At 68.6% G+C, this 16441-nt stretch carries 11 protein-coding genes and 4 pseudogenes; 10 read left to right on the top strand and 5 right to left on the bottom strand.

Features of this window, described 5'->3' with window-relative positions; all coding sequences use genetic code 11:
• From Y694_RS01255 to flhD, 3 genes and pseudogenes are all read right to left on the bottom strand, one after another.
• Nucleotides 1-432 (bottom strand): annotated as a pseudogene (locus Y694_RS01255) (class I SAM-dependent methyltransferase); the annotation flags it as partial.
• A 68-nt stretch (nucleotides 433-500) separates the two neighbouring features.
• Nucleotides 501-1037 (bottom strand): flagellar transcriptional regulator FlhC, encoded by a 537-nt coding sequence (gene flhC, locus Y694_RS01260; protein WP_011830453.1) that lies wholly within the window; start codon nucleotides 1035-1037, stop codon nucleotides 501-503.
• A gap of 26 nt (nucleotides 1038-1063) precedes the next feature.
• A pseudogene (gene flhD / locus Y694_RS01265) lies at nucleotides 1064-1386 on the bottom strand (flagellar transcriptional regulator FlhD).
• Nucleotides 1387-1940: 554 nt separating this feature from the next.
• Between flhD and Y694_RS01270 the strand changes: the two are divergent.
• From Y694_RS01270 to Y694_RS25275, 9 genes are all read left to right on the top strand, one after another.
• Nucleotides 1941-3155 (top strand): flagellin, encoded by a 1215-nt coding sequence (locus Y694_RS01270; RefSeq protein WP_011830450.1) that lies wholly within the window; start codon nucleotides 1941-1943, stop codon nucleotides 3153-3155.
• A 212-nt stretch (nucleotides 3156-3367) separates the two neighbouring features.
• Complete coding sequence (locus tag Y694_RS01275) at nucleotides 3368-4582, top strand: flagellin (protein WP_036229164.1); 1215 nt, start codon at nucleotides 3368-3370, stop codon at nucleotides 4580-4582.
• 122 nt (nucleotides 4583-4704) lie between these two features.
• Entirely contained in the window at nucleotides 4705-6135 is a 1431-nt protein-coding gene (gene fliD, locus Y694_RS01280; protein WP_036229166.1) for a flagellar filament capping protein FliD, read from the top strand.
• 129 nt (nucleotides 6136-6264) lie between these two features.
• Nucleotides 6265-6699, top strand: a complete 435-nt coding sequence (fliS, locus tag Y694_RS01285; RefSeq protein WP_036229167.1) for a flagellar export chaperone FliS — start codon at nucleotides 6265-6267, stop codon at nucleotides 6697-6699.
• Nucleotides 6700-6737: 38 nt separating this feature from the next.
• A complete protein-coding gene (locus tag Y694_RS01290) occupies nucleotides 6738-7037 on the top strand; it encodes a flagellar protein FliT (protein WP_011830446.1) in 300 nt (99 codons plus the stop codon).
• A gap of 50 nt (nucleotides 7038-7087) precedes the next feature.
• Nucleotides 7088-7843 carry a flagellar brake protein gene (locus Y694_RS01295; protein WP_231497462.1) on the top strand — a complete coding sequence of 252 codons (756 nt, stop codon included), beginning with the start codon at nucleotides 7088-7090 and terminating at the stop codon, nucleotides 7841-7843.
• Between the two features lie 196 nt (nucleotides 7844-8039).
• Entirely contained in the window at nucleotides 8040-11243 is a 3204-nt protein-coding gene (locus tag Y694_RS22275; RefSeq protein WP_051495486.1) for a PAS domain S-box protein, read from the top strand.
• 58 nt (nucleotides 11244-11301) lie between these two features.
• Nucleotides 11302-11757, top strand: coding sequence for a response regulator (locus Y694_RS23025; RefSeq protein ID WP_036229170.1), 456 nt, complete (start codon nucleotides 11302-11304; stop codon nucleotides 11755-11757).
• Entirely contained in the window at nucleotides 11733-11897 is a 165-nt protein-coding gene (locus Y694_RS25275) for an ANTAR domain-containing protein (RefSeq protein ID WP_231497463.1), read from the top strand. The genes Y694_RS23025 and Y694_RS25275 overlap by 25 nt, the downstream gene beginning before the upstream one ends.
• A gap of 124 nt (nucleotides 11898-12021) precedes the next feature.
• Here Y694_RS25275 and Y694_RS26990 read toward each other — a convergent pair.
• Both Y694_RS26990 and Y694_RS26995 read right to left on the bottom strand, forming a co-directional pair.
• Nucleotides 12022-12225: pseudogene (locus Y694_RS26990) on the bottom strand (ATP-binding protein); the annotation flags it as partial.
• Nucleotides 12226-12443: 218 nt separating this feature from the next.
• Nucleotides 12444-13199: pseudogene (locus tag Y694_RS26995) on the bottom strand (hypothetical protein); the annotation flags it as partial.
• 224 nt (nucleotides 13200-13423) lie between these two features.
• Between Y694_RS26995 and Y694_RS01315 the strand changes: the two are divergent.
• On the top strand, nucleotides 13424-16429 hold the full coding sequence (locus tag Y694_RS01315) for a response regulator (protein WP_051495489.1): 3006 nt from the start codon (nucleotides 13424-13426) through the stop codon (nucleotides 16427-16429).
• Nucleotides 16430-16441: the final 12 nt, after the last annotated feature.

Raw genomic sequence — 16441 nt, forward strand, 5'->3', positions numbered from 1 at the left:
CGGCACGCGCTCGGCCAGGCGGTCGAGTGCGCCGGCCGGCGTCGGGAACAGCGGTGCGTCGCGCCAGGCCTGGAGCGGATAGGCGAGCAGCAGCAGGGCCAGCGGCAGCAGCCACGCCCAGCCGGGCAAGCCGCTCGCGGCGCCGCTGGCCAGCAGCGACACCGGGAAGCCGGCTGCGACGATCAGGCTGCGCATGCGGGTGCCGCTCAGGCTGCCGAGAGCCAGGCCGGTGGCCGAAGCGCAGGCGATCGCCAGCCAGAGCGGTGCGGGTGTCGAGCGCAACAGCAGGAAGAGCGCCCAGGCGGCGGCCCAGCCCAGCAACGCGGGCAGGGGCCAGAGGCGTTGCAATGCCGGCCCGCGGCGGATGCCGCTCGGGGCAACCGGGTCGGGCCGCGCAGCGGTGACCGGTGGGACGGGCAGGGCGGATGACATCGAGGGCGTCCCGGAGGGGGCCGCGAACGGAGGGGCCGGTACCGAGGGCGGCTGCCGGCGGGAGGAGATCAGTGCAGTTGGAGGGCGCCCGCCGCCTTGCCCTTGCCGGCGCGCGCTGGCGGGTTGCACAGGCCGCAGGTGAAGTGCTTGCCGATCTCGTGCGGGTGCGTGACGAAATGCCCACCGCACTTGGAGCATTCGGTCATGGTCAGCATGCCGTTGTCCACGAACTTCACCAGGCGCCAGGCACGCGTGACGGACAGCAGCGCTTCCAGGCCCTGGGCTTCGGTCTGCTCGAGATAGAGACGGTAGGCCTTGATCACGGTGTCGATCTCGTCGAGCGCCGCAACCTTGTTCAGGTATTCGTGGATGTTCAGGAACAGGCTGGCATGGATGTTCGGCTGCCAGGTCATGAACCAGTCCGTGGAGAAGGGCAGCTGGCCCTTGCTCGGCGACTTGCCCGCCACTTCCTTGTACAGGCGCAGCAGGCGCTCGTAGGACAGGTCGGTCTCCGACTCCAGCACCTGCAGGCGGGCACCGAGCTGGATCAGCGTGACGGCACGTTCGATCTGCTTGGCTTCGGTGAGGATGCTCTTGTTGCGCATGATGTCGGTCTCGCAGGGGTCGTCGGTCAGGCGGCTTCCTGATGGCGGCCAGCCATCAGGATGTTGGCGTGCAGGCGGCTGACGCTGTCGTTGGCGGCGCCCTTGCCGTGGTTGGTCAGCAGGCTCCACACCATCTCTCGTCCACGCGCATGCGGCACAGCAGCGTGTTGCCGGAGGCGATCTTCATCATCTGCGCCGGGCTCAGCAGGCCGATCAGGTCGGCCGTCTCTTCCGAGATGCCGAGGCGGAACAGGGCCTGGTCGCGGTCGGCGCGGATCAGGCTCTGCGCCAGCATCAGGTAGGACAGATTGGCTTCGCGAATCTCGATCAGGATCTGTTCGGTGTTCATCAGGGTGCTCCTCGTGCGGTTGCCGGTCGTCTTTCGCTGGTGCAGCGGGTGTTCGTTTCAGCGTGAAATGGATTGTGAAGATCGGAGATGCACAGGAACATCAGCCCAGTTCTGTGGTTCGGGTCTCGCTTATTCGACCGCCCGTGTCAGGCAACTTCCTACACGCCCCAGTAGGCAGCGCGTCGACGCGGCGGCTCAAGTGGCGGCGCGAGATGCCGATGACGGCCGTGGTGAGGAGGAAAGTGCTCTTCCCGGCCAGGCTGACAGGAAACCCGCAGCCCTCAAGTTGCCAGGACGGGCTCCGATAACCCCCACAACGGGACCAAGCGATCGGTTCCGGGGTCCGGAGTAGGCGACCGATGTTTCGTAGAGGGCACAACCATTCCGCCCCTCCCACGAGATCTGAGGATGACGTACGCCGGGCGCAGCAGGCCCTCGAAACCCGCTGTTGGAGATCGAGGGTTAGTTCACGGTGATGAGGCCCCAGGGCCGAGCCACCGAGGCAATGCCGGCGCTGCCGGAGAGTCATTTCAACCGTTCAGGAGATTCAGATCATGGCAATGTCAGTCAACACCAACATCGTTTCGCTCAATGCGCAACGCAACCTCGGCACCTCTCAGTCGTCGCTGGCAACGTCCATGCAGCGCCTGTCTTCCGGCCTGCGTGTCAACAGCGCGAAGGACGACGCCGCCGGTCTGGCGATCGCCGAGCGCATGAACGCGTCGGTCCGTGGCCTCAATGTCGCGGCGCGCAACGCCAACGACGGCATCTCGCTGGCGCAGACCGCCGAAGGCGCGCTGGGCAAGGTCGGCGACATGCTGCAACGCATGCGTGAACTGGCCGTCCAGTCGGGCAACGCCACCAACAGCGCCGACGACCGCAAGGCCCTGCAGGCCGAAGTCACGCAACTGCGCGACGAAATCGACCGTGTGGCGAAGCAGACGACCTTCAACGGCCGCAAGCTGCTCGACGGCTCCTTCACCGCGGCGGCCTTCCAGGTCGGCGCCGGCGCCGGCGACAACATCACGGTCGGCAGCCTGACGAACGCATCGGCCAGCAACCTGTCGAAGATCACCTACGCCGAAATCTCCAGCGGTGACCTGGCGAAGGACGACACCGACATCACGACGCTGGACGCGATCGCCGACGGCGACCTGCAGATCACGATCGACGACGGCGGCGACAACGAACTGGTGGTCGAGGTGGGTGCGATCGCCCAAGCGAGCTCGGGCTTGGAGCGTCTGGGTCAGGTGGCCGAGGCGATCAACCGCAAGACCAGCGACACCGGCGTGTCGGCCTACCTGGTGGCCAATGACGACGGCACCTACAAGCTCGACATCAAGGCCTCGCGCCTGGATGCCGACGGTGCCCCGCTGTCGGTGGAGTTCACCGGCTTCGATACCACGACCACGGGTCTGGACGAAGGCGACGTGCCCGCCGCGGTGACGGATGCCATTGGCATCGACGCGCTGAGCATCGAGACCGAATCGGATGTGTGGGTGTCGATCAAGAAGATCGACAGCGCACTGGACCAGGTGAACAGTGCCCGCGGTACCCTGGGCGCGATCCAGAGCCGCTTCGAGAATGCGGTGTCGAACATCCAGATCCAGGCGGAGAACACCGCGGCCTCGCGTGGCCGGATCATGGATGCCGACTTCGCGTCGGAAACGGCCAACCTGTCGCGCTCGCAGATCCTGCAGCAGGCCGGTACCGCCATGGTGGCCCAGGCCAATCAGCTGCCGCAGCAAGTGCTGTCGCTGCTGCGCTGATCGGCCTCCCGCGGCGGCCTCCGGGCCGCCGGCCCCGGGATCCTCGGGCCCCGTCCGTCAGGACGGGGCCTTTTGCTTTCCGGGGCCGAAATGCGCCGGAAGTCGGCCTCTTTTCGATCCATCGTCACCCCCGCAGGTCACCAAGAATGGCTACACCGAACAGGTAAGCCGGCTTCGGGCCGGAGATCCTCGATTCTTCAAGGAGCATTTCCATGGCCCAGACCATCAACACGAACGTCATCTCGCTGAATGCCCAGCGGAACCTGAACACCAGTCAGTCCTCGCTGGCCACCTCGATGCAGCGGCTGTCGTCGGGTCTGCGCGTCAACAGCGCGAAGGACGATGCCGCCGGCCTGGCGATCGCCGAGCGCATGAACACCCAGGTGCGCGGCTTGAACGTCGCGGCGCGCAACGCCAACGACGGCATCTCGCTGGCCCAGACCGCCGAAGGCGCGCTGGGCAAGCTGGGCGACATGCTGCAGCGGATGCGCGAACTGGCGGTGCAATCGGCCAACGCCACCAACAGCGCCGACGACCGCAAGGCGCTGCAGGCCGAAGTGAACCAGCTGCGCGACGAGATCGACCGTGTGGCCAAGCAGACCAGCTTCAACGGCAAGAAGCTGCTCGACGGCTCCTTCACGGCGGCGACCTTCCAGGTCGGGGCCAACTCCGGTGATGCGATCACCGTCGGCAGCCTGACCAACGCCACCGCGGCGGTGCTCTCGAAGATCACCTACGCCGAGGGCGCGAGCGCCGACCTGACGCTCGACGGCACGACCATCACGGACCTGGCCGCGATCGCCGACGGCGACCTGCAGATCACGATCGACGGCGGTGGCGCGAACGAGCAGATCGTCGAGGTCGGCCCGATCGCCGAGGCCAGCACCGAAACCGAACGCCTGGGCCAGATCGCCGAGGCGATCAACCGCAAGACCACGGACACCGGCGTCTCCGCCTACTTGGTGAAGAACGACGACGGGACCTTCAAGCTCGACATCAAGGCATCCAAGCTGGATGCTACTGGCGCCGCGCTGGCGGTGGAGTTCACCGGCTTCACCACCGCGACGACGGGTCTGGACGAAGGCGACGCGATCGCCGAGGTCGCCGACGACATCGGCCTGAGCGACTTGAACATCGAGACCGATTCCGCCACCTGGGTGTCGATCAAGAAGATCGACAGTGCGCTCGACCAGATCAACGGCGCACGCGGCACGCTCGGCGCGCTGCAGAGCCGCTTCGAGAACGCGGTGTCGAACATCCAGATCCAGGCCGAGAACCTGTCGGCCGCGCGTGGCCGCATCATGGACGCCGACTTCGCGATGGAAACGGCGAACCTGTCCCGCGCCCAGATCCTGCAGCAGGCCGGCACTGCGATGGTGGCGCAGGCCAACCAGCTGCCTCAGCAGGTGCTGTCGCTGCTCAAGTAAGACGCCTTCCGGCGACCTGCTTCGGAGAGCCGCGGCTGTCCGGTGCCTGACGGCGCCGGGCCCGCGGCTTCAGTTTTCTGCGCGAGCGCCGATAGCCCCTCATCAATCCGTCCGGACTCAGCATGGCCATCTCTTCACCCGGTCTCGGCAGCGGCCTCGACGTCAGCAGCATCGTCTCGCAGCTCGTGGCGCTGGAGCGCAAGCCGCTGGAGAAGATGCAGACCGCGGCGACGTTCATGCAGACCCAGGTCTCGGCCTACGGTCAGTTGCAGAGCCTGGTGTCCGCCGTCGGCGACGCTGCGAAGGCGCTCGCCAAGCCCACCCTGTGGCAGGCGGCGTCGGCAGGCACCAGCGACGCCACCTCGGTCGCCGCCACCGCCAGCGCGGGCGCCGCCATCGGCAGCTATTCGGTCAGCGTCTCCCAGATCGCACGCGCGCAGAGCCTGGCCTCGGCGGTGTTCACCGCGCCGACCGACGTGGTCGGTGCCGGCAAGATGACGATCGAACTCGGCGGCTACAACGTCGCGAACGATCCGGCGTTCACCCCGAAGACCGGATCGACGACGCTCGAACTCGAGTTCGCGGAGGGCACGACGCTCGAGCAGGTGAAGACGCAGATCAATGCGGCGAACGCCGGGGTCTCGGCGGCGATCGTGCGCGACGCGAACGGTGCCCGCCTCACGCTGACCAGCACCACGACCGGACTGGACAGTACCCTGCGCGTCGCCGTCAGCGACGCCACCGGGGCGCTGACAGGCCTGGCCTACGACCCGGCCAGCGGTGCCAACCCGATGACGCAGACGCAGGCCGCGGTCAACGCCCTCGCATCGATCAACGGCCTGGCGATCGAGTCGCCCACGAACCGCCTGACGGGCACGCTGGACGGCGTGACGCTCGATCTCGTGAAGGTCACCACCGCACCGGTCACCGTGAACGTCACGACGAACACCGGGACGATGCGCGACGCGATCAAGAAGTTCTCCGACGCCTACAACGCGCTCAACACCTACCTGGTCACGCAGACCAAGTACGACGAGGAGAACAAGATCGGCGGCACCTTGCAGGGCGACAGCGCCGCCGTGGGGCTGCGCAATCAGTTCCGCGCCATGCTGCGCCAGGACAGCGCGGCCTCGGCCGAGCTGACCCGCCTGTCGGACATCGGCTTCAACGTGCAGCGCGATGGTTCCATCGTGCTCGACAACGCCAAGCTCGACGCGGCGCTCGCGAAGCCGGCCGAGCTGTCGAAGCTCTTCACGACCAATGACACGGCGAACCCCGCGTCGACGGGCCTGGGTGTGCGTTTCCAGAAGCTGGCCGACATGTCGACCGGTACCGACGGCGTGATCGCCAGCCGCAATGCGGGGATCAAGGCCCGCCTGGAGCGTAACAAGGACGACCAGGAGAAGGTCAACGACCGTGCCGACCGCATGCAGGTCCGGCTGACCCAGCAGTACACGGCGCTGGACACCCAGATGGCCAAGCTGACCGCCCTGTCGACCTACATGACGCAGCAGCTGACCGGCCTGTCCAACCTCTACAACAAGAAAGACTGAGGTCGTTCCCGATCCGCGCATTCGCGGGGTCGGTTGAAACGCAGGGCGATTTCGAGTGTGTGGCGCTCAAGACCGGGCGCGCAGCGGCCGATAAACACTCAGCCCCACTCGAATGCCGGACCTTCAGTCATGTTTGCCCAGAGCAGCCCCTACTCGCCGTCGCGCCACCACGCCTCCAGCCAGGCCTACAACCTGGTCGGCGTCGAGACCGGCATCGGCGGCGCCTCGCCCCACCAGCTGGTCGCGATGCTGTTCACCGGATTGCTCGATGCCGTGGCGCGTGCGCGCGGCGCACTGCGCGACGGCCAGATCGAGCGCAAGGCGCACGAACTGAGCCGGGCGGTCCGCATCGTCGAGGAAGGACTCAAGGGCGGGCTGAGCCCGGCCGGCGGCGCCCTGACCGAGCAGCTGTCATCGCTCTACAGCTATGTCAGCACGCGCCTGATGCAGGCCAACCTGCGCAACGACGATGCCGCGCTGGCCGAATGCGTCAGCCTGATCGAGCCGCTGCGCGATGCCTGGTCGACGATCCGCGCCCAAAGCGACATGCCGGCGGTTCGCTGAGCGTCCCGACGACGATCCATCGACAAGGAAGTTTTTCGATGAGTACGCCATTGCTGAACTACTACGAGGCCATCGAACGCGCCAGCGAGCAGATGCTCGAGGCCGCGCGCGGCGGCAACTGGGACCAGGTCGTGAAGCTCGAAGGGGCCTGCGCGGTGCTGATCAATCAGCTCAAGCAGGCTGCGGCGACCCGTGAACTCGGCGCGGACGAACGCCAGCTCAAGACCCGCATCATGAAGCGCATCCTCGTCAACGACGCCGAGGTCCGTACCCTGGCCGAGCCCTGGCTCGAGGACCTCGATCAGCTCCTGGCCGGCCGGCCGAAGATGCTGCACTGATCGAAACCGAACCCGACTCCCATCAGACTGCTGCCGAGAGAATCCGAGCGATGGAAACGCTGCCGATGCCGCTGGAGGCCATGAGCGGTTCTCCACATGGCCTGGGTGAATTCAGGGTGAGCGCGCCGGCCGAGGTGTTCAGCCTGCTCAAGCAATGCGCCGACGGCAACGTGCTGTTGAGCCTCAGCTCCCCGGAGGGCGCCGCCTACACGACCACTGTGTGGGCACTGGACCCGGCGCGGGGGCTGCTGTGCCTGAGTGCCGACGGCGGCGACATCAAGCTCCAGCGCCTGCTGGAGAGCGAGGAGGTGGTCGCGGTGGGCTACCTCGACAGCGTCAAGCTCCAGTTCGACCTGCACGACCTGGTGCTGGTGCACAGCGGACGCGCCAGCGCGCTCAATGCGCGCTTCCCGCGCGAGCTCTACCGTTTCCAGCGACGCGGCAGCTACCGCGTGCGGCCGCTGCTCAACACCAGCCCGACCGCCACGCTGCGTCATCCGGCGCTGCCCGACATGCAGCTGAGCCTGCGGGTGCTCGACGTGAGCATCGGCGGCATTGCGCTGTTCCTGCCCGACGATGTGCCGCCGATCGAGCCGGGCGTGCAGATCGCGCAGGTGCAGGTCGATTTGGACGGTGACACCCGCCTGCAAAGCGGCCTGATCGTCCACCACGTGACACTGCTGCACCACGAGTCGCGCGGCGCGCGGCTGGGCTGCGAGATGCTGAACCTCGGCGGCGAAGGCGAGCGCGCGCTGCAACGCTACATCGACCAGACGCAGAAGCGGCGGCGCCTGCTCTCCTTGTGACGGTCCTGCAGGCCGCTCGGCCCGGAGGCGGGGCGGGCACCCGCCCGTGTTTTCCACAGTCGGGACAGCCTGTCCGACAGCCTCCTTGACCTTACACTCCGTGACAGTTGTCCAGGCCTCCTGCCTGGCCGAGCAGTTGCTGTCCGAGCCCGTGCCTTTGGTCACTCCCGCTGCCCTTCCTGCCCAGCCGCCACCGGTGAGCGCTGCCGACGCCGTGGTTCTGTGGCACGGCTTTCTCGACACACTGAACGATCCCCTGCTGATGCTCGACGCGCAGGCGCGCGTGCGTTTCGCCAACACGGCCGCCCTGAGGCTGTTCCCGTTCGAGCCGGGCATGCCGCTGGAAGATCTGCTGCCGGTGATCGACGGCGGTCTGGTGTCCTGGGTCCTGGATGTGCTGGAGGGCCGGGCAGACGAGCTGCTGAGCAGCTTTCCCGATGCCGCGCTCAGCCAGCTCAGCGCCCAGCGCTGGGCCCTGCGCCTGCCGCCAGCGCGGCGCGAGCGCGTGGCGGCCGCGGTGCAGACCGCGGCGGAACCGCTCGCCGAGGTGCGCCGGCTGTACTGGCACTCGCCGTTTCCTGCCATCCTGGAAGACGGCCACTTCCGCATCGTCGACGTCAACCAGGCCTTCGTCGACTACACCGGCTGGTCGCGCAACCGCCTCGTCGGCATGGACACGCTGACGCTGGTGCCGATCGAGGACCACCTGCTGTGGGAATCCACCCGCGACCCGCCGGCAGGCGCTGAACTGCCGGCGCTGATGGAGCGCCGTCTGGTCGACGCGCAGGGGCGTGACCGCTGGTTCCGCGGGGCGCGGCGTCAGGTCACGGACACCGAGGGCCGTGCACTGTGCCTGACGGTGATGCAGGACTGCACCGCCGAGAGGGCGGCCCGAGAGCGGGCGGAGCGTTCACTCAGCGAGCTCGATCAGTGGTTCGAGCTCAGCCCGGTCGGCATGCTGGCCTTCGACGGCGCCGGCCTCGTGCTGCGCAGCAACGCCGTTTTCGAGGCCCTGGTCGGTCGGGTGCCGGTGCTGTTGAGCGAGGCTCCCCCGGGACTGAACGACCTGCTGGGCTGGCATGGGCCACGCAGCCTCGGTGCGCTGCAGCCGGGTGGCGAGGCCGCCGAGCGGCGCGGCTGGGTCGCGGCCTTGCCAGGGGCGCGCTCCCGCTCTCCCCGCCATCTGCGGGCGAGGGTGCGCTGCACCGATGCCGTGGCCGGTAGCGAGCCGCGCTACATCGCGGTGATCGAGGATCTCAGCGCGGAGCAGGCGCTCGATCTGGCGCAGGCCCAACTCGGGGCGCTGGTCGACGCGGCCGGCGTCGGCGTGGCGCTGCAGAGCGTCAGCCGCGATCTGGTGCTGTCCGATTCACTGCCCGAGTTCGAGCGGCTGCAGCGGGCGCTGCGCGCCGGCGAGGCGGCTCAGGCGCGCTACGCGATCCGCCATCCCGAACTGGGCATGCGCTGGCTGCTCACGCGCGTGTCGCCACGGCCGGACGGGGACGGCGACCCCTCGGTGGTCACGCTCGACGTCACGGAGCAGGAACATAGCCGCGCTCGCAGCGAGGAGCTGCTGCGGGAGCTGAGCAGCATCCTCGAGAGCTCGAGTGCCGGCATCGCCTTCCTGCGCGGCAACACGTTGGTGCGCTGCAATCGCAGCTTCGAACGCATGCTCGGCACCACCTCGGGCGCCGTGGCCGGGTGCAGCGTGCGCGAGCTGTTTGCCGGCCAGCCGCAGGCGCGGCTCGCGGTGGAAGACGCCGAGCTGGCGTTGCTCGAGTCCGGCGTCTACGAGACGGAGATCGAGATCCTGCTGCCGCAGCACGAACCGCACTGGGTGTCGCTGGCGGCGCGCCGAATCGGCCCCCCCGGCCCTGACGCCGAGGTGGTGGCGGTGCTGTCCGACATCACGCGCCTGAAGCGCCAGCAGGCGCAGTTGGAGCGTCTCGCCGACGAGCGCGAGCGCACGGAATCGGCCATGGCACAGCAGGCCGAACTCACCCGGGCCATCCTCGACTCGGTGTTCGTCGGCATCGTCACCGTGGGGCAGGGGGGCATCGAATGGATGAACCGTTCGGCGCGCCGCATGTTCGGCGGTGATCTGGCCGATTTTCAGCACTTCCCCTTGTGCTGCGTGGCGACCAGCGATCCTCAACACCCGTTCCGCCAGGTCGAAGCGCGGCTGGCGTCGCCCGACCTGCGCACCGAAGCCGCGGCCGGCAGCTTCGAGTGCCGCGTGCAGGCGCGCGACGGCCGAGCCTTCTGGGTGGTCGGTAACGTGGTTCCGACCGGCGATGCCGAGCAACCGCAGCTCACGTATGCGCTGCTCGACATCGACCGCCGCCGCCGCGCCGAGGCGCGCAGCGCGCAGGCGCAGGCCTCGCTGCAGCGGGTCATCGACCTGGCGCCGTTGGCGATTGCCCTGTTCGATGCGGCCAGCGGCGAGTTGCGGCAGGCCAATCCGCAGGTTGCCGCTGCAGCCGGCCTGCCGGGCGAGATGCTGGTCGGCCGCCGGCCGGAGGAACTGCCGTTGCCGATCGGTGGTGACGTGATCCGCGCCGACCTGCAGGCGGCGCTCGACGCCGGCCAGGGCGGTGATGTCACGCTGCGCGAGTACCGCTTCGAGCATGAAGGGCGCCCGCTGGTCTGGGAGGCACGCTACCTGCCGCTCGGGCAGCCCGGCGAGGTCCCGGACGAGGTGCTGCTGGTGGCGGTCGATGTGACGGAGCAGCGTGCCGCCCAGGCGGCACGCCTGGAGGCTGCGATCGCGCAGCGCGAGATGCTGGTGAAGGAGGTCCATCACCGCATCAAGAACAACCTGCAAGGCGTGGCCGGCCTGCTGACGCAGATCGCCCAGCGGCGCCCCGAGGTGGCGCCGGCCATCCACGAGGCCGTGGCACAGGTGCAGGCGATCGCCCAGGTCTACGGCCTGCAGGTGGGCTCGCAGGGGCCGGTGCAACTGGCCGGCCTGGTCGGCGCGATCTCGACCAACCTGCAGCGCGGCAGCGACCGGACCATCACCGTGGAATTGCCGGACGGCGAGGCGCCGCGCTGGGCCCTGCCCGAGGCCGAGGCGATCCCGATCGCGCTGACGCTCAACGAGCTGCTGGGCAATGCGCTGAAGCACGGCAACGGCGCGGTCGAATGCCGGCTCGTCAGTGCGGCCGAGGAAGCGCGCATCGAGATCCGGAACGAGGGGCAGTTGCCCGAGGGCTTCAGCCTCGACCGGGTGGCTGCGGGGGTCTACGGACTGGGACTGGTGCGGGCGCTGCTGCCGCGGCGTACCGCCACCTTCGGCCTGGCGCCGGATGCCGGCGGCGTGCTGGCTTGCGTGAGCCTGCGTCCGCCGGGCCTGGTATCGCTGGAGCCGCGGTCGACGAACATCGGTGTACTTTCATGAGCAAGACCGGCACTCGTGCGGATCAGGGCGCGGTCACGGCCATCAAGGGGAATCATTCTTGAGCAGCAAGGGCAAGATCCTCGTCGTCGATGACGACAGGCTGGTGCTGGCGACGCTGACGCACGGCTTGTCCGCGGCCGGCTATGCCGTGGTCGACGCCGACAACGGCGACGACGCCATCCTCGAGGCGCGCACGCGCCGGCCGGACCTGGCCCTGCTCGACATCCGCATGGAGGGCAAGAGCGGATTCGACGTGGCCGCCTACCTGCGAGAGCACGGCAGCGTGCCCTTCATGTTCCTGTCGGCCTTCTCCGACGCGGCCACGGTGGCGCAGGTGCGGGCCCTGGGCGCACTGGATCACCTGATCAACCGGTCGACATGCGGCAGATCCTGCCGGCGGTCGAGGCGGCGTTCAAGCGCATCCGCGGCGGGGTCGAACCGGTCGCCGAAGTCGGCGCGCCGCGTCCGCGCGATCCGCTGTCCGATCCGGTGGCCATCGCGGTCGGCGTGGTGATGCACCGGCACTCGCTGCCGCGTGCCGTGGCGCTGGAGCGGCTGCGCCGGCTGGCGACGCATCACGGGCGGTCGCTGGAGGCCGAGTGCGAGCAGCTCCTGGCCGCGGTCGAGCTGTTGTCGGCGCCTGCGGCGCCGTGAACCGAGTGGCCGTCTTGGCGTCGATCGTTTCAGGTGGACAGGGTGAAGTAGAAGCGGGCTCCGCGGTCGACCTCGCTTCCGCCCAGATCTCGCCGCCATGGCGTTGCACGATGCGCCGCACCGACGCCAGGCCGACCCCGGTGCCGGCGAAATCGCTGCTGCTGTGCAGTCGCTGGAACACGCCGAACAGCCGATCGATGAAGCGCATGTCGAAACCGGCGCCGTTGTCGGCCACGCAAAACGCACTGTGCTCGCCTTCGACCACGCGGCCCAGTTCGATCCGGGCAACGTGGCGATGGGCGCTGTATTTCCAGGCGTTGCCCAGCAGATTTCGAGCACCACGCGCAACAGGGTCGGATCGCCGGTGACCAGCAGGCCGGGCGCGATGCGGACATCGACGCGGCGTTCGGGCGCCTGGCGCTGCAGATCGTCGATCACGTAGCTCGCGAGTTGCGACAGGTCGACCGTCTGGCGCGCCAGAGGCAGCGCGCCGAGTCTCGACAGCGCCAGCAGCGCGTCGATCATGCCGTTCATGCGGGCTGCGGCCCCGAGTACGCGGTCAAGGTGGTCGTTGCCGACGCGATCGAGCAGGCGACCGTAGTCCTCCTTGACGATCTTCGTGAAGCCCTCGACCACCCGGATCGGTGCGCGCAGATCGTGCGACACCAGCGTGCCGAACGACGCCGCATCCTCGTCCGCACCCGCCGGCGACGGGCGTGGGGGCGTCAGGAGCGTCGCGCTCCCCTCGTGGCCAGCGAAGCGGCCCGAGGCGTCGAGGCACACGCATGCCTTCAATCGCCAGCGTTGCAGCGGCCCGCCGCCAGGCGCCGCGAGCCCGACCTCGATGGCCTGGAAATCGGCTTCCGACTCGAGAGCCTGGCGCAGGCCGGGCATCGACGTCTCGTCGAACAGCTGCCAGAACGCCTGACTGTCGCGGCCGGCGTGCAGCGCATGGTCGGCAGGCAGCGCCGTCGCGCGCAGCGCGGTCAGGCGGTGCTGTGCGTCGGTGCGCCACAGCGGGCCCTCGATCAGGCCGAGCAGGCGTCGCACGCGGGCGCGCTCGTCGCGCAGTGCAGCGGCGTCTCGCCGCTGGCGCTGTTGCCACGCCAGGAGACCGAGCAGGACGCCCAGTGCCAGCAGCGCGCCGACCAGCAACAGCCCGAAGGCATGCCAGGGCAGACCCTCGGCAGCGTCGAAGGCAGCTCGCGCGTCGACCGGCAGCAGCAACGCGCCGAGTCCGATGCCCGAGGCTTCCGCGATCCGGGACGGTGCACGCCTGAGGTCGTTGTCAATCGAAATCATGTGATCGATTGTAGAAGTCGCATCCGTGAACGATTGCCGCAGCGGGGCCTCGGCGTCGCGACGGCTCGCCAGCACCCGACAGGAGGGACGGCGGCGGCTTTGCGCGCGGCACCGGGCCACGCCACACTTGCCGACATGCGCACCTGCTCGATCCGCGCCGTCGGCCAACCCGGACGCGAGACGTCCACATCGACACGGCGGGTTCCCGGGTCGGGGGTGGCTCGATGAGCAACGAGCACGTCGACTCGCAGTTCGAGCGTGCCGCGGCCGAGGCGCGCGCCGCGGTCGATCGCCGGGTGCTGCGGCCGCTGCGCGATCTGGCGGTGGCGCGCAAGCTCGCGTTGATCGTGTTCCTGCTGGTCGGCGTGGTCGTCGGCCTCGTCTACCTCAGCAAGCTCAGCTCCGACATCCTGTCCGGCGTGCGCGCCTACGTGGCCGGGGACGGGCTGTGGGCCAAAGGCAACCGCGACGCGGTGTTCTACCTGGTGCGCTATGCACAGACCCACGAGGAAGCTGATTACCGCCAGTACGCGGCGGCGTTGTCCGTGACGCTGGGGGACCGGCAGGCCCGACTGGAACTGGAGAAGCCCGATTTCGACTACGACGTGGCGTATGCGGGCTTCCTGGCAGGGCGCAACCACCCCGACGACATCGACAGCCTGATCTGGTTGTTCCGGACCTTCCGCAATCTGAGCTACATGGACCGGGTGATCCAGCTCTGGACCCGCGGCGACGAGGAAATGGCGCTGCTGCGCAGCTACGGCGACACCATCCGCACGCAAGTGCTGAACGGCAGCCTGAGCCCGGCGCACGCTGCCCTCCTGGTCGGCGAGATCGAGGTGCTCAATCGCCGCCTCGTGCCGATCGAGGACGCCTTCTCCACCGTGCTGGGGGAGGCCAGCCGCTGGATCGCCCAGCTGTTGTTCGCTCTGATGCTGGTGACGGCCTGCGGTTTGCTCACGTTCGGGCTGGTGGTCGCCGGCTATCTGACGCGCCGCATCAACCGTCAGATCGACGGGCTGCGCGACGGGGCGTTGCGCATGGCGGACGACGACTTCGAGCAACCGGTGGAGATCGTCTCCGACGACGAACTGGGCCGGCTCGCCGCCACTTTCAACAGCATGCAGGCCCGGCTGCGGGAGCATCGCAGTGCCATCGAAGCCAGCGCCGCCGAGTTGCAGCAGGCCACGGCTGCGGCCCAGGCGCTGGCGCTGCAGGCCGAGACGGCGAGCCAGGCGAAGAGCCAGTTCATGGCGACGATGAGCCACGAGATCCGCACGCCGATGAACGGCGTGCTCGGCATGACCGAACTCCTGCTGGGCACCGCGCTCGATTCGCGGCAGCGACGCTTTGCCCAGGCGGTGTACCGCTCCGGCGAAAGCCTGCTCGAGATCATCAACGACATCCTCGATTTCTCGAAGATCGAGGCCGGCAAGCTGGAACTGGCGCCGGCCGACTTCACGCCGCGAGCCCTGGTCGAGGACGTGTTGGAACTGTTGGCGCCTCGGGCGCAGGAGCGCGGGCTGGAGTTGAGCTTCCGGGAGGAGCCCGGCCTGCCGCCGGCACTGCATGGCGATGCGCTGCGGCTGCGCCAGGTGCTCACGAACCTGGTCGCCAACGCGATCAAGTTCACCGAGCATGGCGAGGTGGTCGTCGAGATGCGCCGGGTCGAGCCGACCGCGGCAGAGACGGCCCTGGCCACCGGGGACCGGCTGTGGGTCGAGCTGTGCGTGCGGGATACCGGGATCGGCATTCCCCCCGAGGCCTTGTCACGGCTCTTCATTGCCTTCAGCCAGGCCAGCAGCGGCATGGCGCGACGCTACGGCGGCACCGGTCTGGGGCTGGCGATCTCGCGCCAGCTGGTCGAACTGATGTCCGGATCGATCACGGTCCGCAGCCAGCCGGGGGTGGGCTCGCGGTTCTGCGTTCGGCTGCCCCTGATGCCGGCCTCCAGCGACGTCGATGTCGACATGCTCGAACTTCATGACATGCCTGCCCTGCGCGTGCTCGTCGTCGATGACAACGAGACCAACCGGACGGTGCTCGAAAACTTGCTCGGGGCCTGGGGCATGGAGGTCGTGGTGGCGAACGACGGCGTGCATGCGCTGGAGCGGCTGCATGCGGAGCGCGATGCCGCACGCAGCTTCGACATTGCGCTGATCGACATGCAGATGCCGCGGCTCGATGGCCTGCAACTGGCCGACCGGATCTCGGCCGAGCCGGACTTCGCGGACGTGAAGCTGATCATGCTGTCGTCCGTGAGCTCGCCCGACGACGCCAAGCGGGCGCAGGCCGTGGGCTTCAAGCGCTTCGTCAACAAGCCGGTGCGGAAGGCCGAACTGCGCCAGGCGATCCTCGGCGTGTCGGGTGTTGCCGGTGCCGGCGGCGGTTCGTCGCGCAAGATCGGCGCCCATATCCTGGTGGTCGAGGACAATCCCGTGAACCAGGAAGTGATCGGGCAGATGCTGCGCCACTTCGGTTGCCGCGTGCAGCTCGCCTCGTCGGCGCTCGAAGGGCTGCGTGCTTTGTGTGCCGAGCGCTTCGACCTGATCATGATGGACATCCAGATGCCGGGCATGGACGGTGTCGAGGCGCTCGGCTGGTTCCGCCGAGGGCCTGGCGAGCGCTTCGCCTTCCGCACTCCACCCACCACGCCGGTGGTCGCGGTGACCGCCAACGCATTGGGGGGTGACCGCGAGCGATTCCTCGGCCTCGGATTCGATGAATACCTTTCCAAACCCTTCCGGCAAAGCCAGTTGCACACCATGCTGTCACAACGCCTGAACATTCCCGACACCGGGGCGGGAGAGCTGACGCCGGCTCCGGCCGAGCCAGCGTTGGCTGGAGCTCCGGCGAGCCCCCCTGCGGCGACGGCCGGAGCTCTGGATGCCCAGGCTCTGCAGCGGCTGCGCGACCTCGATCCCACCGGGGCGAACCGGCTGCTGGAGCGCGTCGTGCAGGCGTTCGAGACGTCCACGGGGCGTTTGCTGCCGCAGCTCGACGAAGCGCATGCAGCGGGCGACCTCGACGGCGTGAAGCATGTCGCCCATACGCTGAAATCCTCGTCGGCCAGCATCGGGGCGCTCAAGTTGTCGGCCCTGTGTGCCGACATCGAGGGCATGATTCGCAACAACGAGGTGCAGGCCCTGGGGTCGCGCGTCGCGGCGCTGCGCGCCGAGATCGCGTCGGTTCGTGGCAGCCTGCACGCTCTGCTGCTGCCTGCCGCCTGACCTGGATCCACG

This window comes from Methylibium sp. T29-B, from assembly GCF_000576225.1.
GTDB lineage: Bacteria > Pseudomonadota > Gammaproteobacteria > Burkholderiales > Burkholderiaceae_C > Methylibium > Methylibium petroleiphilum.